The organism is Photobacterium sp. AWH4_225 (assembly GCF_056158405.1).
Map to the genome: position 1 here is coordinate 87694 of NZ_JBSWTF010000005.1, position 23156 is coordinate 110849.

Here is a 23156-nt window from a genome sequence, read left to right on the forward strand (position 1 = left end):
GGTAAGTTTATCGTGATGTGAAGTGTTTGCGCTAGTTCTAAAAATTAATATTTTCCCTGAAAAAAGCGAGGGTTAGCATGTTATTTGCTTACATCTTGAGCAAGGAAAGTGTGCTTCAGGTAGAAAAAAAGCCGGACAATGTCCGGCTTTTGTAAGTCAGTTTCAGGCTTAATTATGAGGAATAATTAATGCACCTGGTTGCTGTTGTCGGTTGCTGCTTTTTCGAACAGTGCGGCAACGTCAATGCTATCAAAGTCATAGCTGGTGCCACAGTAGTCACAATGCAGCGAAACCTTGCCTTCTTCAGCAACGATACGATCCACTTCAGCACGCTCGATAGAGCAGATTGCTGACGCGCTGCGCTCACGTGAACAGCCACACTGAAAGACAACTTCCTGTGGGTCGAACAGCTTAACGGTTTCCTGGTGGTATAGACGATAAAGGACATCTTGTGCTTCCAGACCGAATAGCTCTTCGTTCTTCACCGTTTCTGTTAGCTGCTCAAGATGATCAAAATCACCTTCGTGGCCCTGGCCGTCCGGTAGGATCTGCAGCAACATGCCGGCTGCTTTTGCCTGACCTTCGTGCTCGCCGGTGCGCAGCCAAATGCGGGTCTTCAGCTGCTCTGAGTTTTCGAAGTAACCTTCAAGGCATGCTGCAAGGCTGTCGCCTTCCAGACCTACTACACCCTGGTAGCGTTCGCCTTTGGTCGGGGTAATGGTGATCACCATATGGCCCTTGCCCATCAGGTCGTGGATATTGCCTTCGGCAGGGATATCGCCATCCCAGCGAGCAACACCGCGAAGTTTTTGGTCGTGGTCGCCGTTAATGACAGCGAGCTTAACCGGGCCGTCACCTTGTAGCTGAACCGTGATTGAACCTTCGAATTTCAATGTGGCAGTCAGCAGGCTTGTTGCAACCAGCAGTTCACCCAACAGGGTCTGCACCGGGGCTGGGTAGTCCTTGCTGGAAATGATCTGTTGGTAGGTTTCACCCAACTGAACCAGTTCACCACGTACGGATACACCGTCAAACAGGTAACGGTATAGACTATCTTTTGTCATTAGCTTGATTTCTCCAGCAGGTATCTAATTGACCTATTTTTGGTATCTTGCGTCAACATAACGAAACTTTTCTGCGCTACACTGAACTAATACCCTTAGTCGGAATGACTTTTAAACTTAATTATATCGCGACGCTGCTTTTTATCAGGGCGCTTTTCGGGACTAGGGCTGCCATAGGCATGAAGACGGCGCATTTGGGCGTGCTGTTCACGGCGTTTTGCGCTCTCCTCAGTCTCACGATATAGAGTTTGTGCTTCAGGTGCACCACGGCGGGTGTCTGAGAGTTTCTCTATAATAATGGTCTTTTCGTCATTACCTTGGCGTAAACGGATCTCAGCACCCACTTCAACCAGTTTACTGGGCTTGGAGCGTTGGCCGTTGTATTGCACCTTGCCGCCATCGATCATGGTGCGGGCAATAGAACGGGTTTTGTAAAAGCGTGCCGCCCATAACCACTTATCGAGACGGACCTGAATGTTGTCTGGATGCGATGTTTGTTGGCCCACAGTATGCTCCTTAACCCATAAGGGCGCTAAAAGTACCACATTGCCGACAGAGCGTCAGCAGGCGTTGAGAGATAATAAATGGTGATATGGGATCGGGATTTCAACAGTAAATCGGGAATAAATCACATAAAATAGCTAGTCTATTGATAGTAGTAGAAACTTTTCTTCATGCATTTTGGTAGACTACTCACGATAATTAAACGATTCGACAAATAAGTAATACGCTTTGATATTACCTTTTGATATAACGCGCTAGTTTTATTTCCGCAGGATGATGGATATTTCATGGTTACAGCAAATTGGTTAGGGAGCTTGCAGTCCAAGAGCAAGATCTCAATCTCTTCATTGACCCGCGTCCTTACGTGGGGGCTGGTAGTGATCCTAGCTTGGGTCGTAGGCCGAATGGTGTGGCTTGCGTTGCAGCCGACTCAGGCCCCTGCTAACTGGCAGGCCTCAACGGTATCTGTGTCATCCAACGCGGGTGGCGATCGCTCTGAAGTGGCCAAGGTACTTAACATGAACCTGTTTGGCCGCTACCAGCAGAATGCGCCGGTGGTAGAGCGCAAACAGCCGGTGAAGCAGGATGCCCCGCAAACTCGCCTTAATTTGACGCTGGTTGGCTTGGTCGCCAGCTCTAACCCGCAAACTGCTCTTGCGGTTATCACCCATCGTGGCAAGCAAAATACCTATGGCCTTAACGAGGCGATTGAAGGTACCCGTGCAACCCTGCAGGCGGTATACCCTGACCGGGTGATCATCCGTAACAGCGGACGAGATGAAACCCTGATGCTCGATGGCGTCGATTTCAACAAGGCATCGCAAAGCACCGCAAGACCCCGCCAGCCTGAACCTCGACAAGCCGAGCCGGCAGAGCCAACTTCTGATCTGAGCCGGATCAAGCAGGAAATTCTCGAAAAACCGCAAACCTTATTTAGCTATATTCGCCTGTCCCAAGTGAAGCGGGATGGCGAGTTGGTGGGATACCGGGTTAACCCTGGTAAAGAGCGGGCGTTGTTCGACGCCGTGGGCCTTAAGGCCAATGACTTGGCCGTTAGTCTCAACGGCAATGATCTGACTGACGCTGCTGTGATGGCAAAACTGTGGACTGAGCTATCGAGCGCCACAGATTTCACATTGACCGTCGAGCGAGAAGGTCAGCTACACGATATTTATATTGAGCTGCAATAGCAGTCCAACGCGAACATGCGAAAACGCAGGAGTTTTTTGTGAAAAAATGGATGGGTAAAAGTGCCCTCTGGTTATTAGGCAGCTTGATGTGCAGCTCTGCATTGGCCAGTGAGTTTAGTGCCAGCTTCAAAGGAACAGACATTCAGGAATTTATTAACATTGTTGGGCGAAATCTGCAGAAAACCATCATCGTGGATCCTGCAGTACGTGGCCAGGTCAATGTTCGTAGTTATGATCTGCTCAATGACGAGCAGTACTACCAGTTTTTCCTCAATGTGCTCGAAGTCTATGGTTTCGCCGTGGTTGAGATGGATAACGGCGTGCTCAAGGTGGTCCGTGATAAGGATGCCAAGATTTCGGCAATCCCTGTCGTCGGCGACAACAGCAACATCACCGGTGATCAGGTTGTAACCCGCGTAATCGCAGTGCGCAATGTATCAGTCCGTGAGCTGTCCCCACTGTTGCGCCAGCTTAACGATAACGCTGGTGCTGGTAACGTAGTGCACTACGACCCTGCCAACATCATTATGATCACCGGCCGTGCCGCTACCGTGAACCGTCTTGCTGAGATCATTGAGCGGGTTGACCGTGCTGGCGACAAAGAAATCGATGTGGTTGAGCTGCGTAATGCCTCGGCAGCAGAGATGGTCCGTATTGTAGAAGCGTTGAACAAAACAGCGGACGCCAAATCAACTCCAGAATTTTTGCAACCTAAGTTGGTCGCTGATGACCGTACCAACTCGGTATTGCTATCAGGAGACCCACAGGTGCGTGATCGTCTGCGCCGCCTGATCCGCCAGCTGGATGTGGAGATGGCCTCATCGGGTAATAACCGCGTGGTGTACCTCAAGTATGCCAATGCCGAAGAGATGGTGGATGTCCTTAAAGGAGTCTCCGATAACCTGCAAGCAGAGAAGCAGGGTAATGCCAAGGCGACTGCGAACACTAACTCCCAGGTGATGATTTCGGCCCACGTTGATACCAACTCGCTGATCCTGACTGCGCCGCCAGATATCATGCGCGCACTGGAAAACATCATTGCCCAGTTGGATATCCGTCGTGCCCAGGTGCTGATTGAAGCGATGATTGTCGAGCTTGCTGAGGGTGATGGCGTGAACTTCGGTGTCCAGTGGGGAACCACTGACGGCGGGGTGATCCAGTTTGGTAACTCCGGCGTCCCGATCTCCCAGTACGCAATCGGCTTGGAAGAAGCGCAAAGCTCAACCCGAACCGAAACATACCTCGATGCCAATGGTATCGAGCAGACCCGTACTATCGAGGAAGATGGTGATTTCAGCACTCTGGCTTCTGTGTTGGGTGGCGTGAATGGTGCCGCGCTGGGTATCGTTATGGGCGACTGGACCATGCTGGTCAATGCGGTTGCCTCGGATCGAAACTCCAATATCCTGTCATCGCCAAGTATTACAGTGATGGATAACGGCGAAGCCTCGTTTATCGTCGGTGAAGAGGTCCCTGTCGTAACCGGCTCGACCTCGAGTTCGAACAACGATAACCCATTCCAGACCGTTGAGCGTAAGGAAGTAGGTATCAAGCTCAACGTAACCCCGCAAATCAACGAAGGTGACTCGGTCCAGCTCAAAATCGAGCAGGAAGTCTCCAACGTACTGGGTGCCGATGGTGCGGTCGATGTTCGCTTCTCCAAGCGTCAGTTGACCACCAATGTTCTGATCCAGGACGGCCAAATGCTGGCACTAGGTGGCTTGATCCAGGAGCAGACCAACGAAAGTGAGCAGAAAATCCCGATTCTGGGTGATATCCCGGTACTGGGCCACTTGTTCAAGTCAACCAACACCACCACGGGTAAGACCAACCTGATGGTCTTCATAAAGCCGACCATTATCCGTGATGGGGTGACGGCAGATGGCATCACCCAGCGTAAGTACAATTACATTCGTGCCGAGCAGTTGTTTAAAGCTGATAAAGGGTTACGCCTGATGCCGGAAACAGAAATCCCGGTATTGCCGAAATACGGTGAAGATATTTCGCTGCCACCAGAGGTGCGCGCCTTTGTTGCCCAGCTGGAGAACGATCAGTAATGCATGATGTAAGCCAGGAACAGGATAAGCAGCCGCTGTTCCGGCTGCCTTTCTCTTTTGCCAAGCGCCACCGGGTGGTGCTTGAGGCATTGGAACAAGATGTCGCCTTGTATTACAGCGGCCAGCTGTCAGGTGCAGTACTGGCGGAAATTCGCCGGGTAGCGGGGAGCAGTTTTGTCCCGCATGCACTGGAAGACAAGGCATTCGAGCTTAAGTTAACCGAAGCCTACCAGCGTGACTCGTCCGAAGCCCGTCAGTTGATGGAAGACTTGGGCTCGGATAGCGATGACTTCTTCTCGTTAGCCGAAGAGCTGCCGGAAACTGAAGACTTGCTTGAATCGGAAGATGATGCGCCGATCATCAAATTGATCAACGCCATGTTGGCCGAAGCAATCAAAGAGGCGGCATCGGATATTCATATCGAAACCTTCGAGAAAGTGCTGTCGATCCGTTTCCGGGTCGACGGTGTGTTGCGTGAGGTACTGCAGCCGAGCCGTAAACTGGCGCCGCTGCTGGTCTCGCGTATTAAGGTAATGGCAAGGTTGGATATTGCCGAGAAACGGGTTCCGCAGGATGGTCGTATCTCGCTGCGTATCGGTGGCCGTGCGGTGGATGTGCGTGTATCGACCATGCCGTCTTCCCATGGTGAGCGGGTGGTATTGCGTCTTCTGGATAAGAACGCGACCCGCCTGGATCTCTACAGCCTCGGGATGACCGAAGCCAACCATGCCAACTTCCGCCATATAATCGAACGCCCGCACGGGATTATTCTGGTGACCGGCCCGACAGGTTCGGGTAAGTCGACCACCTTGTATGCCGGTTTGCAGGAGCTCAACGGCAAGGAGCGTAATATCCTGACCGTTGAAGATCCGATTGAATTTGATATCGACGGTATTGGCCAGACCCAGGTCAATCCGAAGGTGGACATGACTTTCGCCCGTGGACTGCGTGCTATCTTGCGTCAGGACCCGGATGTGGTGATGGTCGGTGAGATCCGAGATCTCGAGACCGCATCGATTGCGGTACAGGCGTCGCTGACCGGTCACATGGTGATGTCGACCCTGCATACCAATACTGCGGTGGGTGCCATTACGCGTTTGCGTGATATGGGCATCGAGCCATTTTTGGTGTCATCTTCACTGCTTGGCGTACTTGCCCAGCGCTTGGTTCGCACCCTGTGTCCGACCTGTCGTGAACCGTATGAAGCCGACAATGAACAAAAGAAATTGTTCGGTGTACCGGCTGATGAAGGCTTGACGCTGTACCATGCCAAGGGCTGTGAAGCGTGTAACAACAAGGGCTATCGCGGTCGTACTGGTATTCATGAGCTATTGCTGATTGATGATCAGGTGCAGGAGCTGATCCACGGTGAAGCCGGTGAGATGGCGATAGAAAAAGCTGTTCGTGCCCATACCCCAAGCATCCGTGATGATGGCTTGGCCAAGGTCAAGGCCGGTATCACTACCCTTGAGGAAGTGATGCGGGTGACCAAGGAGGGTTAACCGATGGCGGCGTTTGAATACAAAGCCCTGGATGCCAAAGGGCGCCAGAAAAAAGGTGTCCTCGAAGGGGACACCGCGCGGCAGATCCGCCAGCAGCTTCGTGAACAGGGGATGATCCCAGTCGAAGTGGTGCAAACCCATGAGCGTGAGAAGAAAAAAGCCAAAGGCGGTTTTCAGCTGCGCCGTGGGATCAGTACCACAGAGCTCTCTCTTATCACCCGACAGCTGGCGACGCTGGTTCAGGCATCGATGCCGCTTGAGGAATGCCTGAAAGCGGTAGCTGAACAAAGCGAAAAGCCAAGGTTGAAGAACATGCTGTTGGCAGTACGTTCGCGGGTGGTGGAAGGCTATACCCTGTCGGATTCGATGGCGGAATATCCGCATATTTTCGATCAGTTGTTCCGGGCCATGGTTGCCGCTGGTGAGAAATCCGGTCATCTGGATACGGTACTAAACCGTTTGGCGGACTATACCGAGAATCGCCAGAAAATGCGCAGCAAGCTGATGCAGGCGATGATCTACCCAACCATGCTGACCATTATTGCGATAGCGGTAGTGGCCTTCTTGTTGGCAACGGTGGTACCGAAGATTGTCGATCAGTTCGTCCAGATGGGCCAGCAGTTACCGACTATCACAGAGGTCTTGCTCGCGGCCAGTGATTTTGTCCAGAACTGGGGCCTGGTGGTCCTGCTGGTGATTGCTGCCTTGTTCATGATCATCAAGATGGCGCTCAAGCGTCCTGATTTCCGGCTGAAGTGGGACCGTTGGGTCATGCGCCTACCGGTGATCGGTAAAGTCGCTCGGGGCCTGAGTACCTCTCGTTTTGCCCGTACCCTGTCTATCTGTACCTCAAGTGCTATTCCCTTACTGGAAGGGATGAAGGTAGCCTCGGATGTCATGACCAACACTTGGGTCAATCAGCAGATCCGGGAAGCGGCAGACAAAGTGCGTGAGGGCTCGAGCCTGCGGGTATCACTCGAGCAAACCAAACTCTTTCCCCCTATGATGCTGCACATGATTGCCAGTGGTGAGCGCAGTGGCGAACTGGAGCAGATGCTTACCCGTGCTGCCGATAACCAGGACCGTGACTTTGAGTCCTTGGTCAACATGGCGCTGGGGATTTTTGAACCCTTATTGATCGTCGCGATGGCTGGCATCGTGATGTTTATTGTTATTGCTACCCTTATGCCGATCATTGCTTTGAACAATATGGTCGGAATGTAATTTTTGGAGGTTTTTTCAATGCAACGCAAACAACGCGGCTTTACGCTGCTTGAAGTTATGGTCGTGATCGTAATCCTTGGGGTGTTGGCCAGCTTGGTCGTACCGAACCTACTAGGTAACAAGGAAAAAGCCGACCAGCAGAAAGTCGTGACCGATATCAGTGCGTTGGAGCAGGCACTGGATATGTATAGGCTGGACAACAGCGTGTATCCAACCACAGATCAGGGCCTTGAAGCACTGGTCAGCAAGCCTTCTTCAAGCCCTGAGCCACGTAACTACCGTGATGGTGGCTACATCCGCCGTCTGCCTAATGACCCATGGGGTAACCCATACCAGTACGTGATGCCGGGTGAGCATGGTGCGGTTGATATCTTCAGCCTGGGTGCTGATGGCCAGGAAGGTGGTGAAGGTGTGAATACCGATATCGGTAACTGGAACATGCTGGACTTCTAAGCTGTGATGATGAGTAAGCGTGTAGCGGGTTTTACCCTGATTGAAATACTGTTGGTGCTGGTGCTGTTGGCAACCAGCGCCGTGGCAGTCATTGTTGCCTTGCCCGAGAGCAAGGAAGATAAAGTCAGGGAAGAAGCTGCGCGCTTCCACCACCTCGTCCAGTTGCTGGGCGAGGATGCCTTGCTCAATGGGTACGACTATGGTGTTCGGGTTGAGCGTAATCGGTACCAGTTTCTTCAGCTAACCAGTCAGGATTGGCAACCGCTGGAGTCTTCCAAGTTTTTCACCGAGGTGGAAATGCCGGAAGATGTCCGTTTGGTGGTCGAGATCGGCAGTTACTCCTGGCAGGACAAGGATCGCTTGTTCAAGCCGGGGTCACTGTTTAATGAAGACTTGTTTGCTGAGCAAACTGACAAAGACAAGATAAAACCACCTCAGGTGGTCGTGATGGCCAGTGGTGAGTACACCCCTTTTACCTTGGAGTTTGAAGTGACGGGTGAAAACCAGTTTTGGCGGGTACAAGCCGATGAGCTGGGGCAATTGTTCCTGTTACCACCGGGCGAGACCATTGCCAGTGTGCAGGAGAAGGCCCAACCATGAGGCATCTATCTTCTTCACCTAGGCGTATTCGGGGTCTGACCTTACTGGAAGTGTTGGTGGCATTGGCCGTGTTTGCGACAGCCGCATTGAGTGTGATGAAGGCGGTCAGCCAGCACCTAAATACCTTGGGTTACCTTGAGGAAAAGACCTTTGCAGCCATGGTTGCCGACAACGAAATGGCGAAGTTAAGGCTGTCGGGAGAGATCCCGACATCGGCCAAACGTGGCAAATCTGAGCTGGCTGGACGCGAGTGGTACTGGTCGATAACCAGCACCCAGACGGCAGATGGCTTTTTGCGTGCATTGGACGTCACGGTAACCACAGATGAAGCACGCAAGCAGTCGGTAGTAACGCTGAGAACTTATGTTGAGAATTAAAACGACTTCCGGCCAGCGAGTCCCTCGCCTGAATAGGACCAAGCAAGCGGGCTTTACCTTGCTGGAAGTGTTGGTCGCGATTGCGGTGTTTGCCATGCTGAGCCTGTCGGCTTATCAGGTGATGAACGGCGTGCAGCGCAGTGACGAACAGTCTCGCGAGCACAGTGAGCGGCTCAAGGATATCCAGCGGGCGATGGTCATGATGGATAATGATTTCCGTCAGGTGGTGGCTCGTAAGGTCCGCAATCAGGGTGAGACGGTCAGCGACCGCATTTTCCAGAGCAGTGAGTATCTGCTGGACTCATCGAGCTATGGCATTTTGTTCACCCGTACCGGTTGGCAGAATCCGCAGCAGATGTTTCCGCGAGGCGAAAACGTCAAGGTGGGCTACCGGATTGTCGAGGAGCAGCTAGAGCGGGTTTGGTTCCGCTACCCTGACAGTGTGGTCGGTACCGAAGCCTTGATCAGGCCGATTTTGCCTGGGGTCAAGGAAATGTCGTTCCGCTTCTACAGTGAGAAAAAATGGCTGGAGACCTGGGATAAGCCAGCGGCCTTGCCGGAAGGTGTCATGATCAAACTGACGCTTGAAGACTACGGTGAAATTGAACGGGTCTACATGCTGCCAACTTCGGCATTGGAGGCGAGCAATGACACGTAAATGTGCTCCGCCTAAACAACAGCGAGGAGTAGCCTTGATTGTGGTGCTGTTGCTGCTGTCACTGATGACCTTGCTGGCAGTGCAGATGACCGAAAGGTTGCACCTCAATTTCTATCGGGTCGAAAACCAAATTCAGAACCAGCAGGCCTACTGGTATGCCCAGGGGATGGAAGAGTTGGCCAAGGTGGCGATCAAGCAGGGGATCGATGACAGTGATACGGTCAACTTGAGCCAGGCCTGGGCCACTCAAGGCCAACGCTATCCGCTCGATGGCGGTGAGGCTATCGGCGACATTATTGATCGCCAGGCGTGCTTTAACCTGAATGCTTTGTCGGGCGTGCAACCAACAACCGGAAGTAGCACCAAGCCTTACATCGTGACCGTATTGCAAACCCTGATAGAAGAAACCGGTGTCGACAGCTATGACGCTGAAGTGGTGGCCGATTCGGTATGGGAATATGTCGATACCGACGAAAGAGTCAATGCCGCTTTTGGTGCGGGTGACAGTACCTATGAGGGTTTCCGTCCGCCTTATTTGCCGCCAAGAGATTGGATGGCTGATGCCAGTGAACTGCGGGCAGTCAACGGGGTTACGGCTACGATTTTTGACAAGGTCCGTCATCAGGTGTGTGCGATTCCGACCACCACATTGGCCATTAACGTCAATACGCTCTATGAGCACCAAGCGCCAATATTGGTGGCATTGTTTTCATCGCGACTGTCGTTGTCAGATGCCCAGAATCTGATTGCCGACCGGCCTTATGACGGTTGGGATAGTGTGGATGACTTCCTTGGGGTGTCTCAGCTAGGCAGTATTGATGCCACGATAAAAGATCAGGCCAAGGAGTTTCTGGCGATCAGTAGTGATTATTTTCAGATGGATACCGAGGTATTGGTCGATCGATCCAGGGTGAGGCTGGTGGCCTTGCTCAAACGAGATAGTGAAGACACGGTGACGGTTGTACGTCGCCGTTATGGAGGAATTAGTGAGCGAATTTCTGACAATCAGGCTAAGTAGCCGTGCTGACCAGCCGCTGCAATGGCTTGTCTGGTCGCCACAACAAAAAGAAGTCATCGCATCGGGTCAGCTGGATGCCATCAGCCAGCTCAACGAAATCGCGGACTATGCTAGCCAACGCATTGTGTATGCTCTGGTACCGGCTTCTGATGTATTGATGACAGAGGTTGCTATCCCTGCCGGAAGCAGTCGGCAGTTATCTACCGTATTGCCATTTTTAATGGAAGAAGAGCTGGCTCAGGATGTCGATAACCTGCATGTTCACCTGCTACAGAAAAGCGGAGATATGGCGCAGGTGGCGGTGGTGGAACATCAAAAAGTCGCCTTGTGGTTGGCGGCATTAGATGATGCCGGTATCGAAATCAAGGCACTGCTCCCTGATTGCCTGTGTCTACCGCTATTCGACAATGGCTTCACCGCCGCAGAGCTCGATGGTATGTGGCTGATCCGTCAATCGGAATCCCTAGGGGTCGGGGCGGATAGATCTTGGTTAGCACCTTGGCTGCAATCACAGATGGTCGCGACAGCCCAGGATGAAGACGTTAGTGAAGCCACTGACGATCAAGAAGCTTCGGAAGATGATGAGTCGGCAAGTGATGAACTCGTGGTGCATTACTACACCCAGGCTCCTGAGGGTATGCCGGGTGTCTGGCAGGCGGAAACGCCAGAGCTGGTGATGCAGCTTCTTGCACAAGGAGCTGCAGACAGTAAGGTGAATTTGCTGTCGGGTCAGTACAAGCAACAGCCGGCATGGCGCAAATACCTTAAGCCTTGGCGCAAGGTGGCTATCGCTGCTGGGGTGTTGTTGTCGGTGCTGGTTGCAGAGCATGTCATTTCCGTACAGGCGATGGAAGCGCAGGCACAAGCGTACAAGGCAGAAAGCGAGCGTATTTTCCGCCAGGTACTGCCTCAGTTCCAGCGAGTCCCGTCGCAGAGCTACCTCAGAAGACAAATGGACAGTGAGTTGTCCCGTTTGGGTGGTGGCGGCAGCACGGAAGGCATTTTGTATTGGCTAGCTGAGTTGCAGCCATCACTGGCTAAGGTCTCACAGTTGTCGGTGCAGAACTTCCGTTATGATCAGAATCGCAATGAAATGCGCTTTCAGGCGGTAGCCTCTGAGTTCCAGCATTTTGAGCAGCTCAGAACCTTGTTAGATGAAGATTTTGACGTTGAGCTGGGTCAGCTGAACCGCGAAGGAAATCAGGTAACCGGTGCCATCGTGTTAAGGAGAAAATCATGAATGCGTGGTGGAAAGGCTTAAGCCAGCGCGAGCAGAGATTGGTGCTGGGTGGAGGCATTGCCCTGGTTATCGCCGTATTGTATTGGGGGATATGGCAGCCACTGGCAACCAACGCCGAGAATGCCGAGCGCCGTTTGCAGACTGAGCGACAGTTGCTGAGCTGGGTATCGACTAAAGCCGATGAAATCTTGTCATTGCGAGCGTCAACCGGCTCTACGGGCTCGGTCAGTGATAAAGGGCTGAATCAGGTTGTCAATGAAACTACTCGCCAGTTCAATATAGAACTGATCCGTATGCAACCGCGTAGCGAAGCCGTTCAGGTGTGGGTGCAGCCATTACCGTTTAACACCTTGATAAACTGGCTGGCCTTTTTGCGTGATGAGCACGGTATTGATGCCCAGTTTTTGGATGTGTCGAAAGCCGATCGAACTGGTGTTGTTGAAGTTAACCGCTTGCAGTTAGGGCGGGGGTAAGCGTGAAATATAAGTTATTACTGGGTGCCTCGTTTGGCGTGGTGTTGGTAGGAAGCTTGGTGGCTCATATTCCCGCAAGCTGGGTATGGCAACAGGCTCCGACAATTCAAGGGTTGGATATCTCTGGCATCCGCGGTACCCCGTGGCAGGGAACAGCCAGCCAGATCCGCTGGCAGGGAAAGAGCTTTGGCCGGGTGCAGTGGGATATGCAAATCCTCTCTTTGCTGACCGGAAAAGTGAAAATGGACATCCGCTTTGGCCAAGGCAGTGAAATGAATTTGCAAGGCCGAGGTCTGGTGGGTTATAGCAGCAATGGGCCATTTGCCGAGAACCTATTGGTCTCGATGCCGGCCAGTGAAGTCATCAAGTACTCTCCAACGGCGTTGCCGGTTGTTGTTAACGGAAATCTGGAGCTGACACTTCGCAACTACCAATTTGCAGCACCATATTGTGCACAACTAGATGGCGCATTGGCGTGGACTGCAGCTCAAGTCTCTTCACCGCTTGGGTCATTAGAGCCTGGGCCGGTTATCGCTGACTTGACCTGTGACCAAGGTAAGTTGCTCGCCGATATCGCCCAGTCTTCGGATGATGTGGCCAGTGAATGGCAGGCTTCCCTTGCGCCAGGTAATACCTATTCGTTGTCGGGTTGGTTCAAACCCGGGGCACAATTCCCGCCTCAGCTCGGCCAGCAACTCAAGTGGTTAGGCAACCCCGATCCTAAAGGTCAGTACAAAATTTCGTATAACGGGCGCCTATAATCGTAATACCCGACTTTGTTAGTCGGGTTAACGTTTTCCTCACAAACTACTTTATTTCCTTTGCGGCTTGCCATTAAATAGCAGTTATTGTCTTGGTTACCGCTTCAATGGCGGTAGCCCGCTTTCCCAGGAATAGGACATTACATGGCTGCGGAACACAACAAACCTGAAATTTTGGCAACAGAAGTCGTTGCCCAATCCCGACTGTTCAAGATTGAGTCGCTCGATTTACGCTTTTCCAATGGCGTCGAGCGCACCTATGAGCGGATGAAACCATCGGGGCGCCATGCAGTGTTGGTTGTGCCGGTGACCGAGCAAGGCGATCTGTTACTGATCCGAGAGTACTCCGCAGGAACCGAACGCTATGAACTTGGCTTCCCCAAAGGGCTGATTGACCAAGGTGAATCGGCAGCCGAAGCGGCAAACCGTGAATTGAAGGAAGAGATCGGCTTTGGCGCCAAGGCACTGCAACCATTAAAGGAAGTCGTGCTGGCACCGTCGTACTTTTCGAGCAAAATGACCTTGTTCCTCGCGCAGGATCTCTATCCGGAACAACTCGATGGTGATGAACCAGAGCCATTGCAAATCGTACGCTGGCCATTAAGCCAAGCGGAAGAGCTGCTGCATCATATGGATTTTGCCGAAGCAAGAAGCATCACCGCCTTGTTCCTGGCCCTGAAGCAACTTGGAAAATAGGAACGAATATGGACTTATCTCACCTGTTACCTCAAGTTATCGATATTGCCCGCTCTTCAGGGCAAGTGATTTTGGATATCTACCAACGCGGCCAGTTTGAAAAACAAGTAAAGAATGATAACACTCCAGTTACCAGTGCTGATTTGGCTGCGCACAAGTTGGTTGTCCAGCGTCTATCGGAATTAACACCAGATATACCGGTATTGTCGGAAGAAGATGCCGATGTGCCATTGACCGAGCGTGCCAAGTGGCAGCGATACTGGCTGGTGGATCCGCTCGATGGTACCCAGGAGTTCATCGCGGGAAGCGGTGACTTCGCGACTATCATTGCCTTGGTCGATAACAATACGCCGACAATGGGTGTGGTTTATGCGCCGGTATCCGGTGTGGTGTATTACGCTTATAATGGTAAAGGCGCATGGAAAACGACGCCGGAAGGCGAGACGGTGCGTATTTCTACCCATAAGCATGAGCTACCGACCCAGTCGATAGCTGTGGCGATCAGTCGTCGTCAGGATATTAGCGCTATTACCAATCGGTTGGATCCTGCCCTTAACTATGACTTGGTACCACTAGGCTCTGCTGCGCTTAAGTCTTGTTTGGTGGCTGAAGGGGCGGTGGATTGCTATCTACGCCTTGGACCGACAGGCGAGTGGGATACGGCTGCTACCCAGTGCATTGTTGAAGAAGCGGGAGGGCGTATCCTCAATACCCACCTAACGCCTTTGTCCTACAATGAGCGCGATACACTAGAGAATCCTAATTTTATCACCTTGGGTGATGAGAGCTTGCCGTGGTCATCGATATTGACGCCGGATAATCGGTTAATGGAAATCAGCGAACAGTAAACAGAAAACAATAGACAAAAAAGCGGAGCCAAAGTGGCTCCGTTTTTATTTGAGGCTGCTCTGCCAAGTTAAAGGTAACTAGAACAGCCGGTTTAGGCCATTTAACGCAGCGACCCGGAAGGCTTCGGCCATCGTCGGGTAGTTAAAGGTAGTATTGACGAAGTAGTTGATATTATTTCCTTCCCCTTTTTGCTCCATGATCGCCTGTCCGATATGGATGATCTCTGCAGCACGCTCACCGAAGCAATGGATCCCGAGGATCTCTCGGGTTTCACGATGGAAAAGGATCTTCAAACTGCCCACTTCTGTCCCCGCTATTTGGGCTCGGGCAAGGTGTTTGAATTGCGAACGACCCACCTCGTAGGGGACTTTTTCCGCTGTGAGTTCTTGTTCGGTTTTACCCACTGAGCTGATTTCCGGAATGGTGTAGATCCCGGTCGGGATATGGTCTATGAGCTGGCCTTCGGCGGCACCACTGGCAATGGCCTGTGCCACAAATCGGCCCTGGTCATAGGCGGCACTAGCAAGACTTGGGTAGCCAATCACATCACCGACGGCATAGATGTGCTCAACATCGGTGCAGTAGTTCTGGTTGACCTTGAGCTGGCCGCGGGAGTCTGGCTTCAGGCCAACCTTATCCAAATTAAGCTTGTCGGTATTACCGGTACGTCCGTTGGCATAAAGCAGGCAGTCGGCACGCATCTTCTTGCCGGACTTCAGGTGCAGGATCACCCCGTCTTCGGTCCCTTCTATTTGGTCGTAGACTTCCCCGTTACGGATCATCACCCCGCTGTTCCAGAAGTGGTAGGACAGAGAATCGGAGATTTCGTTGTCGAGGAACTCCAGCAGGCGGTCCCGGGTATTGATCAAATCCACTTTGACCCCAAGACCGCGGAATATCGAGGCATACTCGCTGCCGATCACGCCTGCGCCATAGATGATGATATGGCGGGGATCATGTTTGAGCTGCAAAATGGAATCGCTGTCATAGACCCGGCTATGGCTAAAGTCGACATCACTTGGCTGGTAAGGGCGAGAGCCGGTGGCGATGACAAACTTGTCGGCAGTGTAGTGCTCTTTGCTGCCATCGGGCTTTTTCACGACCACACTGTGGGTGCCGGTAAAACATGCTTCACCGAAAATGATGCTGCACTGGTTGCGATCGTAAAAGCCCTGGCGCATTCGGGTCTGTTTGTTGACCACGTCTTGGGCATGGCCGAGGATTTGGCTGAAGGTGCTGTGCAGGGTGGAGTTATTCTTGCAGTAGAGCGGGTTCTGGTTGTATTCGATGATTCGGCTGACAGCATGGCGCAGCGCTTTGGAAGGGATGGTTCCCCAGTGGGTACAGCCGCCACCAACACTGTCTTCACGCTCAATTATTGCCACATTGAATCCGGCTTTGGTTAGCCCCATGGCCGCCCCTTCACCACCAGGACCACTGCCAATGATAATGGCATCAAAGTGTTGGGTTGAAGAGTGTTTGCTTTTTGTCATGCTTGGCCTTATTTATCATCCTTGCAACATTGCTACCGCGTTATTTTAACTTTTTCTAAAGCAAGGTAGAATGAGTGCGCTGCGATAGGGAGCGGACGATCACGTTGCTGCTTTATTTTTGCAGCAAAAGTTGGAGGTAGGTGGAGGTTTTGTTTACCGCCCGGCTGGTGGTGGAGTTTGTGAGCTACTAGAAAAACTGGTAAGAACGGCTTTGATTAAGCGCCAGTCAGGATTTACTATGTTTTGATGGCAGTGAAAAAGCGCGTATAGTGACTATCAATTTGACGCAAGATAATTCAAAGAGAAACAAAAACCCCATGGGAATCAGGGCTCAGCAGAAAGAAAAAACCCGCCGTTCACTGATTGATGCTGCCTTCAATCAGTTAAGTGCTGAACGCAGCTTTTCTAATTTAAGCTTGCGGGAAGTGGCTAGAGAAGCAGGCATTGCGCCGACTTCGTTCTACCGCCACTTTAAAGATATGGATGAGCTTGGTCTGACGATGGTTGATGAAGGTGGCTTGATCTTACGTCAGCTTATGCGCCAAGCCCGTCAGCGGATTGCCAAAGAAGGCAGTGTGATCCGGACATCGGTCGAAACTTTTATGGAGTTCATCGATAGCAGCCCGAACGTATTTCGTTTGCTGTTGCGTGAGCGTTCCGGTACCTCACCGGCATTTCGTGCCGCTGTAGCCCGAGAGATCCAGCACTTTGTCGCGGAACTAACGGAATACCTCGTGGCCAAAACAGGTGTGACCCATGAAGAAGCGTTTACCCAGGCAGAAGCCTCGGTGACTCTAGTTTTCAGTTCAGGCGCAGAGGCACTGGATTTGGACAACCAAGCCCGCGGTGAGCATGCAGAAAGATTGATTATGCAATTAAGAATGATTGCAAAAGGTGCTTATTGGTACCGTAAAGAGCGTGAGCGCAGAGAGCTCAGGCAAAAACTCTAACTTTATAATGTTGGTGAAAGGATATGAACAAGGAACAAACTAAAGCTGAACGCAAAACGCTGGTACTGTCATTGCTAGCGGGCCTGTGTGGCAGTGCGACACTGTCAGTGTTTACTTCAAGCGCAGTGGCGTTTTCTATCTTCCCAGTGATTGCATTCGCATTGGCTCTGTACTGCCTGTACCAGGAGTACTTGAGCAAGCCAATGGCTGAAGGTACCCCGGCAATTGCATTTGCCTGTTTCCTCGTTGGTGCATTTGGCTACTCTGGTTTTGTCCGCGCCCAGGTACCGGACATGGGTTCGAACTACTTCCAGTTGATCGTATCGCTTAGCTTGATTATCTGGGTGGCGTATAAACTTGGTATCATGTCTCCAAAATCACAGTCTGAAGCTTAATTGCCCCTAGACATAGACATAAAAAAAGGCGCCGGTTGGCGCCTTTTTTGTTTGTATTGCGTTACTTACGCTCGAGTAGTACCCCTGCTTCCATATGATGGGTATATGGGAACTGATCAAACAGGGCAAAGCGCGTAATACGGTGCGTTTCAGACAAAATCTCTAGGTTGTCTTTCAGCGTATCCGGGTTGCATGAAATATACATGATACGGTCATAGCCCTGAACCATACGGCAGGTACCTTCATCCATACCGGCGCGTGGTGGATCAACGAAAATCGTGTTGCAGTTGTAGCTTTGCAGATCGATGTTCTGATCTTTCAGGCGGCGGAACTCACGACGGCCTTCCATTGCATCGGTAAAGTCTTCGGCAGACATACGGATGATTTGTACATTGTCGATGTTGTTCACGGCAATGTTGTACTGTGCAGAGTCAACCGATGGCTTGGCCAGCTCTGTTGCCAGTACTCGCTCGAAGTTCTGGGCAAGGGCCAGTGAGAAGTTACCGTTACCACAGTACAGCTCCAGCAGATCACCTTGGCTCTCCTGGGTGCAGTCAACCGCCCATTCCAGCATCTTCTGGGCAACTTCGCCGTTTGGCTGGGTGAAACTATTTTCCACCTGCTTGTAAGTCAGTACACGGTCGTTAACCTGTAGCTTTTCAATCACGAACTCTTGGTCTAGGACAATTTTCTGCTTACGGGCACGACCAATGAAGTTCAGGTTGAAGCCTTCGTCATTCAGGCGTTGCTTCAGTGCCTTGGCTTCCTTTTCCCACTCGGCATCTAGCTGGCGGTGGTACAGCAGGGAAACCAGGATCTCACCGCTTAGGGTCGACAGGAAGTCTACCTGGAACAGTTTGTGGCGAAGGGCTTTTACCGGCTTCAGTGCATCAACCAACAGCGGCATCAGGTCATTGATCAGACGGCTGGCTGCCGGGAACTGATCCACGCGGTACTTTTCGCGTGTCTCTTGGTTGAACATGATGTAGTAAAGATCTTCACCTTCATGCCATACGCGGAACTCAGCACGCATACGGTAATGTTCGGCAGGAGAGGCAAACACCTCAAGCTCAGGTGTATCAAAATCGGCAAAGATATTTTGAATACGCGCTGCCTTTTCATCTAGCTGTGGTTGGTACTCAGCTGGATTGATAGTGGTGGATGCCATAGAGGTTGCCTCAAACTGCTCAAAATAAGAGCGCCAGATTTTATTGCATTGTTGACCGATGTCCAGTGTTGCGCCAGATAAAATAGTGAATACCTCTATATTTTGTCCCTGTGGCAATAACCACTAGACAATCGAATGTAGGATAATTAGCATGCAATTGCGCTGGTTAGCCTGCTTGCAGGCTGGGGAACACGGTGAAATTCCGTGACTGACGCGCAGCGGTGAAAGAGAACGAAAGCACATGGACGTTCAGTTCCGAACACTGCTTCTACAATCTGCGCAATGCAGGTGCCTGAAGTGGGAAGTTGTTGCCTAGGCGGCCGTCCGGCCACGCTCTTAAGTCCGAAGACCGACCAGTGTATTGAGCCTCCCAAGAGCTCAGTAATCAACGCGACTTAGGATATCTAAAAAATGAAAAAAACGCTTTTAGCAGTGGCGTTGGCACCCTTGTGCCTGCCGTCTTTGGTTTCCGCTGAGACTTCTTCTGATGAAGTCATGGTGGTGACTGCCAATCGATTTGAGCAATCTGTCAAAAATGTCATTGCCCCCGTTTCTATCGTCACCAAAGAAGAGATTGATGCGATTCAGGCCAAGTCCCTAGCAGAGGTATTGCGCCGTCTGCCGGGTGTGCAGGTTGTCTCCGGCGGGTATGGCCAGAACACTGAAGTGTATGTTCGCGGTACCACATCTCGTCATCTATTGGTGATGATCAATGGTGTGCGTATTGGCAGTGCCACGCTTGGCAGTGCTGATTTTAGCCAAATCCCTTTAACTGGTATCGAGCGAATCGAATTCATTCGTGGCTCGCGTGCTGCTTTGTATGGCTCTGATGCCGTGGGTGGTGTGCTAAACATCATCACTGAGTACCAGTCTGGCGAGCAATTGGCACAAGTTACAGCTGGCGCTGGCAGTGATGGCTATTATCAACTTGGTGGTTCTGTAGCGGGTAAGCTGGGAGAAAGTAGCTGGGGCAAGTTGGCTGTTAAAGGTGAAGAGGCTGATGGCTTCTCGGCACGCAAGCCACCCTTTGAACAAGATGATGATGGCTTTAAGCAGAAAAATGTTGTTGTGGAGCTAGGAACTCAGTTGAATGATAACTGGAAGTTGAGCCTGCAAGGCTATTATCACGACGGTGAGGCAGAATACGATGACGCGTATGGTGCCCCAAACGCCCAAAGCGAAGCCTCCCTATATAACGTGGCAGCTAAAGCCGGTTACACCACTGATGACTTTATTAGTGTAGTGACAGTTGCCCAGAACCAGGATGAAGCACGCAACTTCAGTGATATCAGCGCCGGAAGCAAAATTAAAACCAAGCGAGATGTGGTGAATTGGCAAAACCATTACCAACTCACTTCAGAACTTGAGTTTGGTGGCGGTTTTGAGTGGTACCGTGACTCGGTATCCAACAGCACGACAGTCCTTGCCGAGGATGAACGTGACAATACGGCGCTTTACCTGACTTCTATTTACCGTAACGACATGGGCTTGCAGCTTGAAGGCAGTGTGAGGACGGACGATAACGATAGTTATGGGCGTAATAACACCTGGCAGTTAGCTGCTGCCTACTCTTTCCTTTCTAACTATCAGATCTCTGCCAATGTGGGGACAGCGTTCAAAGCACCGACATTTAATGACCTTTACTGGCCTGACTCCGGTAACCCGGACCTAGAGCCAGAGGAGTCAACCAACTACGAAGTGTCATTATCGGGTTCACACCAGTTGGTAGACTGGCGGGTAACAGCCTATCAGTCTGAGATTGATCAGCTAATCGCTTGGGCGCCTATCGAGCCAGGTAGTTTGATATGGAAGCCGATGAATGTCGACGAAGCCGAGATAAAAGGGGTAGAGCTGACGGCAGGGTTTAATACCGGCCCGCTTTACCACGATGTTAGCTACGACTACTTGGATGCCGAGGATAGTAAAACTAACAAGCAACTGATCCGCCGTTCTAAGCACAATGCCAAGTGGAATGTCTCTTATTTGCTTGATCAATGGCAATTCGATGTCAGTGCTTTGTACAAAGGCAAGAGTTATGAAGATGCTGCCAATACAAATAGCTTGGATGCGTATACCTTAGTGGATTTGGCCGCTAGCTATTACTGGAGTGAGAACCTGATCTTGCGCGGGCGGGTGGCAAACTTGTTTGACGAAGACTACGTGGCTAAGGATACCTATAACGTCCAAGAGCGTAGCTACTACGCCACCGTAACCTACCAGTTCTAACCTCATAAAAAGCCACCTGCTGGTGGCTTTTTTCTTGGAGCCATTTCTTAGGAGCCGTAGTGATGCGTCCACTTAAAACCCATCCCCTTAAAACTATTGTCAGCTGGTCTTCCGGTAAAGACTCGACCCTTACCCTTATCCGACTCTTGGAAGATCCTCGCTATGACGTGGTGGGTCTCTATACCACCTATGTTGAAAATGAAGTCCCGTTCCAGGCAACACCTTTGAACGTTGTCCGTGCCCAGGCTGCTTTGACAGGCCTGCCATTAGTCGAAATCCCCTTACCTGAAGTGTTCCCATCGAATGACGTCTACCAATCATTGGTCATTGACGGGCTAAGAGCTAGCGGGCTGGGAGTTGAGGCTGTCGCTTTCGGGGATATGTTCTGTAATGGCATTGCCGATTATCGCCGTAGTTATATCGAACCTGCTGGCTGGCAGTGTGTCTTCCCTTTAATGGGGCAAGACAGCAGAATCTTGGCTGACGAAATACTTGAGCGCGGGATCAAAACTTTGCTAACAACGGTTGATACTAGCCAACTAGATGGCGACTTTTGCGGCCGGTGGTATAACCGTGAACTCATTGAGTCATTGCCAAACGGTGTCGACCCATGTGGTGAAGACGGTGAATTCCATACACTCGTTGTTGAAGCTCCATGCTTTGACGGCTTATTGAAACTGGAATTAACAGAAATAGAAAAGCAAAGTCGCTTTCATTATCAGCGCTATTGTCTAACTTAAAAATTACCTTGGGTATTTTGGTGAAGCATACAATTCGCAGTATGATGTTGCACCTTGTAAGCAATACGACAGAGTATAAGAGTGAAACGGGTACTGATTTTTGATTCCGGTGTGGGTGGATTGTCCGTATATCAGGAAATATATGCGCAGTTGCCTAACGTTCAATATATCTATGCATTCGATGATGCAGCTTTTCCTTATGGTGAATTGCCTGAAGGCGAATTAATCGCTCGTACTCGTCATATCGTTTCGCTTCTGGCTGAACGCCACTCTGTCGATTTAGTTGTTGTTGCTTGCAATACTGCCAGTACCATTGTGTTACCAACATTACGTGACGTTTTATCTATTCCGGTTGTTGGTGTCGTACCTGCTATTAAACCAGCCGCAATGCTTAGCGAGCGAAAAGTGATTGGCTTATTAGCAACACCGGCAACAGTACAGCGTGAATATACCGAGTTACTTATTAGCCAGTTTGCCAGCCATTGTGAAGTACTGAGAATTGGCTCTACACGGTTAGTTGAGATGGCCGAGCAAAAACTTCGCGGTCAGGCTATTTCGATTGCCGAGCTTGAAAAGATATTAAAGCCATGGCGCAACGTGGTTGACTGTATTGTCTTGGGATGCACTCATTTCCCATTAATTAGGGATGAGATCACCCAAGCACTTGATGGGGACGTCACTATTGTTGACTCAGGGCGAGCTATCGCCAATAGGGTTAAAGATTTGTTGGGGGAAGTGACAGTAACCAGCAGAGAACCAAACCTTACATACAACAGTGCCGCTGGTAATAACACAGCGGCACTCAATTGTAGCTTGGCAGCAATGCAGCTAGAGCCTGTTAAGACTCTTCACTATCCCCGCCTTTAGGTTCATTGGCTTCACGGACTTTCAATGTGCGCTGGCCGTATTCCTTGTCATTTAATTGAGCAATAGCGTTATCAGCATCGTTGCTGCTCATTACAACAAAACCAAATCCTCGTCTCTTACCTGTTCGCTTATCTTTCATTAAGCGGACAGCAAAGACTTCACCATGTTCGGAAAACAGTTTCTTTACTTCACTTTCATTAGCCCGATATGGCAGGTTGCCAACATAGAGGGTTTTACTGGCTTGCGCGGTATTTGATTCTGCAGAAGAAGATTGGGTAGGAATAAGCGGCAGGATATAAGCAGTACAAATCGCACCAAGCGCGAAGGCTATTCCGGGATAGATGGGGAGAAAACTAAATACTAAGCCCCCAACAACGGCGATTGCGAGAACCGGCATAAGAGATTGTTTGGATAATTTCATAAGTTAACTACATCGTCATAAGAAAAAAGAAAGAAGGCGTTATTGGTTATTTTAACAACAAAGTCACATTGATATTACTTTCATTGACTTGGAATTGCTAGATTGTGAGTGTGACGGCCCTCTAATGTTGAAATTAGAGCCGTTTATCTCACATTAGTTGAAATAATCGGCAGGTGGAAATTTTTTTAAAGAAAACCCTTGTCAGGATGAATCAAGTCTCTATAATGCCG

General features: G+C 50.9%; 24 protein-coding genes and 1 riboswitch. Of the genes, 19 read left to right on the forward strand and 5 right to left on the reverse strand.

From position 1 onward, the window contains the following. Nucleotides 1-185: 185 nt before the first annotated feature. Nucleotides 186-1064 carry an Hsp33 family molecular chaperone HslO gene (hslO, locus tag ACXAD4_RS29185; RefSeq protein ID WP_475245780.1) on the reverse strand — a complete coding sequence of 293 codons (879 nt, stop codon included), beginning with the start codon at nt 1062-1064 and terminating at the stop codon, nt 186-188. Nucleotides 1065-1159: 95 nt separating this feature from the next. After that, nucleotides 1160-1570: a ribosome-associated heat shock protein Hsp15 gene (gene hslR, locus ACXAD4_RS29190; RefSeq protein WP_475245781.1), complete on the reverse strand. Its 411-nt coding sequence runs from the start codon at nt 1568-1570 to the stop codon at nt 1160-1162. Between the two features lie 285 nt (nt 1571-1855). Here hslR and gspC point away from each other — a divergent pair, with 285 nt between their 5' ends. The 14 genes from gspC to cysQ all read left to right on the forward strand — a co-directional run bounded on the left by gspC (nt 1856) and on the right by cysQ (nt 14665). Beyond that, the gene (gene gspC / locus ACXAD4_RS29195) at nt 1856-2758 is read left to right on the forward strand and encodes a type II secretion system protein GspC (RefSeq protein WP_475245782.1); all 903 of its coding nucleotides are present in this window, start codon (nt 1856-1858) and stop codon (nt 2756-2758) included. A gap of 38 nt (nt 2759-2796) precedes the next feature. Next, nucleotides 2797-4815, forward strand: a complete 2019-nt coding sequence (gspD, locus tag ACXAD4_RS29200) for a type II secretion system secretin GspD (protein ID WP_475245783.1) — start codon at nt 2797-2799, stop codon at nt 4813-4815. Then, nucleotides 4815-6317, forward strand: coding sequence for a type II secretion system ATPase GspE (gspE, locus tag ACXAD4_RS29205; RefSeq protein ID WP_475245785.1), 1503 nt, complete (start codon nt 4815-4817; stop codon nt 6315-6317). Before gspD ends, gspE begins: the two co-directional genes overlap by 1 nt. Before the next feature lie 3 nt (nt 6318-6320). After that, nucleotides 6321-7541 carry a type II secretion system inner membrane protein GspF gene (gspF, locus tag ACXAD4_RS29210; RefSeq protein WP_475245786.1) on the forward strand — a complete coding sequence of 407 codons (1221 nt, stop codon included), beginning with the start codon at nt 6321-6323 and terminating at the stop codon, nt 7539-7541. A gap of 18 nt (nt 7542-7559) precedes the next feature. Continuing rightward, nucleotides 7560-7994 (forward strand): type II secretion system major pseudopilin GspG, encoded by a 435-nt coding sequence (gene gspG / locus ACXAD4_RS29215; protein WP_317525077.1) that lies wholly within the window; start codon nt 7560-7562, stop codon nt 7992-7994. A 9-nt stretch (nt 7995-8003) separates the two neighbouring features. Continuing rightward, a complete protein-coding gene (gene gspH, locus ACXAD4_RS29220) occupies nt 8004-8594 on the forward strand; it encodes a type II secretion system minor pseudopilin GspH (RefSeq protein WP_475245788.1) in 591 nt (196 codons plus the stop codon). Further along, nucleotides 8591-8971 carry a type II secretion system minor pseudopilin GspI gene (gspI, locus tag ACXAD4_RS29225; RefSeq protein WP_317525080.1) on the forward strand — a complete coding sequence of 127 codons (381 nt, stop codon included), beginning with the start codon at nt 8591-8593 and terminating at the stop codon, nt 8969-8971. The genes gspH and gspI overlap by 4 nt, the downstream gene beginning before the upstream one ends. Then, on the forward strand, nt 8958-9629 hold the full coding sequence (gspJ, locus tag ACXAD4_RS29230; protein ID WP_475245790.1) for a type II secretion system minor pseudopilin GspJ: 672 nt from the start codon (nt 8958-8960) through the stop codon (nt 9627-9629). The genes gspI and gspJ overlap by 14 nt, the downstream gene beginning before the upstream one ends. Continuing rightward, nucleotides 9619-10647 carry a type II secretion system minor pseudopilin GspK gene (gene gspK, locus ACXAD4_RS29235; RefSeq protein WP_475245791.1) on the forward strand — a complete coding sequence of 343 codons (1029 nt, stop codon included), beginning with the start codon at nt 9619-9621 and terminating at the stop codon, nt 10645-10647. Before gspJ ends, gspK begins: the two co-directional genes overlap by 11 nt. Then, the gene (gene gspL / locus ACXAD4_RS29240) at nt 10616-11887 is read left to right on the forward strand and encodes a type II secretion system protein GspL (RefSeq protein WP_475245792.1); all 1272 of its coding nucleotides are present in this window, start codon (nt 10616-10618) and stop codon (nt 11885-11887) included. The genes gspK and gspL overlap by 32 nt, the downstream gene beginning before the upstream one ends. Next, entirely contained in the window at nt 11884-12360 is a 477-nt protein-coding gene (locus tag ACXAD4_RS29245) for a type II secretion system protein M (protein WP_475245794.1), read from the forward strand. Before gspL ends, ACXAD4_RS29245 begins: the two co-directional genes overlap by 4 nt. 2 nt (nt 12361-12362) lie before the next feature. Next, complete coding sequence (locus ACXAD4_RS29250; RefSeq protein WP_475245795.1) at nt 12363-13121, forward strand: type II secretion system protein N; 759 nt, start codon at nt 12363-12365, stop codon at nt 13119-13121. A 144-nt stretch (nt 13122-13265) separates the two neighbouring features. Continuing rightward, the gene (gene nudE, locus ACXAD4_RS29255) at nt 13266-13817 is read left to right on the forward strand and encodes an ADP compounds hydrolase NudE (protein ID WP_475245796.1); all 552 of its coding nucleotides are present in this window, start codon (nt 13266-13268) and stop codon (nt 13815-13817) included. Between the two features lie 8 nt (nt 13818-13825). Next, nucleotides 13826-14665, forward strand: a complete 840-nt coding sequence (gene cysQ / locus ACXAD4_RS29260) for a 3'(2'),5'-bisphosphate nucleotidase CysQ (RefSeq protein WP_475245797.1) — start codon at nt 13826-13828, stop codon at nt 14663-14665. Nucleotides 14666-14743: 78 nt separating this feature from the next. On the opposite strand, the gene sthA is transcribed toward cysQ, so the two are convergent. Then, nucleotides 14744-16159 carry a Si-specific NAD(P)(+) transhydrogenase gene (sthA, locus tag ACXAD4_RS29265; protein WP_475245798.1) on the reverse strand — a complete coding sequence of 472 codons (1416 nt, stop codon included), beginning with the start codon at nt 16157-16159 and terminating at the stop codon, nt 14744-14746. 317 nt (nt 16160-16476) lie between these two features. Here sthA and fabR point away from each other — a divergent pair, with 317 nt between their 5' ends. Together fabR and ACXAD4_RS29275 are read left to right on the forward strand one after the other, a co-directional pair. Next, a complete protein-coding gene (fabR, locus tag ACXAD4_RS29270) occupies nt 16477-17109 on the forward strand; it encodes an HTH-type transcriptional repressor FabR (RefSeq protein ID WP_317525091.1) in 633 nt (210 codons plus the stop codon). Nucleotides 17110-17132: 23 nt separating this feature from the next. Beyond that, the gene (locus ACXAD4_RS29275) at nt 17133-17504 is read left to right on the forward strand and encodes a YijD family membrane protein (RefSeq protein WP_475245800.1); all 372 of its coding nucleotides are present in this window, start codon (nt 17133-17135) and stop codon (nt 17502-17504) included. Between the two features lie 61 nt (nt 17505-17565). Here ACXAD4_RS29275 and trmA read toward each other — a convergent pair whose 3' ends face one another. Further along, nucleotides 17566-18672 (reverse strand): tRNA (uridine(54)-C5)-methyltransferase TrmA, encoded by a 1107-nt coding sequence (gene trmA / locus ACXAD4_RS29280; RefSeq protein WP_475245801.1) that lies wholly within the window; start codon nt 18670-18672, stop codon nt 17566-17568. Between the two features lie 146 nt (nt 18673-18818). Beyond that, nucleotides 18819-19044, forward strand: a riboswitch (cobalamin riboswitch). 39 nt (nt 19045-19083) lie between these two features. On the opposite strand from trmA, the gene ACXAD4_RS29285 reads away from it, so the two are divergent. The 3 genes from ACXAD4_RS29285 to murI all read left to right on the forward strand — a co-directional run bounded on the left by ACXAD4_RS29285 (nt 19084) and on the right by murI (nt 22505). Further along, nucleotides 19084-20898, forward strand: coding sequence for a TonB-dependent receptor domain-containing protein (locus ACXAD4_RS29285; RefSeq protein WP_475245802.1), 1815 nt, complete (start codon nt 19084-19086; stop codon nt 20896-20898). 62 nt (nt 20899-20960) lie between these two features. Beyond that, on the forward strand, nt 20961-21638 hold the full coding sequence (locus ACXAD4_RS29290) for a Dph6-related ATP pyrophosphatase (RefSeq protein ID WP_475245803.1): 678 nt from the start codon (nt 20961-20963) through the stop codon (nt 21636-21638). Between the two features lie 81 nt (nt 21639-21719). After that, the gene (gene murI, locus ACXAD4_RS29295) at nt 21720-22505 is read left to right on the forward strand and encodes a glutamate racemase (protein ID WP_475245804.1); all 786 of its coding nucleotides are present in this window, start codon (nt 21720-21722) and stop codon (nt 22503-22505) included. Here the strand turns inward: murI and ACXAD4_RS29300 are convergent. Continuing rightward, nucleotides 22477-22926: an RNA recognition motif domain-containing protein gene (locus ACXAD4_RS29300; RefSeq protein ID WP_317525096.1), complete on the reverse strand. Its 450-nt coding sequence runs from the start codon at nt 22924-22926 to the stop codon at nt 22477-22479. The two genes, murI and ACXAD4_RS29300, sit on opposite strands and share 29 nt — an antisense overlap. Between the last annotated feature and the right edge of the window lie 230 nt (nt 22927-23156).

Excerpts from the sequence above, each read along its gene's own strand:
- gspH (WP_475245788.1), top strand. The coding sequence starts at position 8,004 with ATGAGTAAGCGTGTAGCGGGTTTTACCCTGATTGAAATACTGTTGGTG.
- ACXAD4_RS29275 (WP_475245800.1), top strand. The coding sequence starts at position 17,133 with ATGAACAAGGAACAAACTAAAGCTGAACGCAAAACGCTGGTACTGTCA.
- gspG (WP_317525077.1), top strand. The coding sequence starts at position 7,560 with ATGCAACGCAAACAACGCGGCTTTACGCTGCTTGAAGTTATGGTCGTG.
- gspI (WP_317525080.1), top strand. The coding sequence starts at position 8,591 with ATGAGGCATCTATCTTCTTCACCTAGGCGTATTCGGGGTCTGACCTTA.
- gspE (WP_475245785.1), top strand. The coding sequence starts at position 4,815 with ATGCATGATGTAAGCCAGGAACAGGATAAGCAGCCGCTGTTCCGGCTG.
- gspC (WP_475245782.1), top strand. The coding sequence starts at position 1,856 with ATGGTTACAGCAAATTGGTTAGGGAGCTTGCAGTCCAAGAGCAAGATC.
- trmA (WP_475245801.1), bottom strand. The coding sequence starts at position 18,672 with ATGGCATCCACCACTATCAATCCAGCTGAGTACCAACCACAGCTAGAT.
- ACXAD4_RS29300 (WP_317525096.1), bottom strand. The coding sequence starts at position 22,926 with ATGAAATTATCCAAACAATCTCTTATGCCGGTTCTCGCAATCGCCGTT.
- gspJ (WP_475245790.1), top strand. The coding sequence starts at position 8,958 with ATGTTGAGAATTAAAACGACTTCCGGCCAGCGAGTCCCTCGCCTGAAT.
- hslO (WP_475245780.1), bottom strand. The coding sequence starts at position 1,064 with ATGACAAAAGATAGTCTATACCGTTACCTGTTTGACGGTGTATCCGTA.
- fabR (WP_317525091.1), top strand. The coding sequence starts at position 16,477 with ATGGGAATCAGGGCTCAGCAGAAAGAAAAAACCCGCCGTTCACTGATT.
- ACXAD4_RS29245 (WP_475245794.1), top strand. The coding sequence starts at position 11,884 with ATGAATGCGTGGTGGAAAGGCTTAAGCCAGCGCGAGCAGAGATTGGTG.
- ACXAD4_RS29285 (WP_475245802.1), top strand. The coding sequence starts at position 19,084 with ATGAAAAAAACGCTTTTAGCAGTGGCGTTGGCACCCTTGTGCCTGCCG.
- gspK (WP_475245791.1), top strand. The coding sequence starts at position 9,619 with ATGACACGTAAATGTGCTCCGCCTAAACAACAGCGAGGAGTAGCCTTG.
- nudE (WP_475245796.1), top strand. The coding sequence starts at position 13,266 with ATGGCTGCGGAACACAACAAACCTGAAATTTTGGCAACAGAAGTCGTT.
- ACXAD4_RS29290 (WP_475245803.1), top strand. The coding sequence starts at position 20,961 with ATGCGTCCACTTAAAACCCATCCCCTTAAAACTATTGTCAGCTGGTCT.
- cysQ (WP_475245797.1), top strand. The coding sequence starts at position 13,826 with ATGGACTTATCTCACCTGTTACCTCAAGTTATCGATATTGCCCGCTCT.
- sthA (WP_475245798.1), bottom strand. The coding sequence starts at position 16,159 with ATGACAAAAAGCAAACACTCTTCAACCCAACACTTTGATGCCATTATC.
- gspF (WP_475245786.1), top strand. The coding sequence starts at position 6,321 with ATGGCGGCGTTTGAATACAAAGCCCTGGATGCCAAAGGGCGCCAGAAA.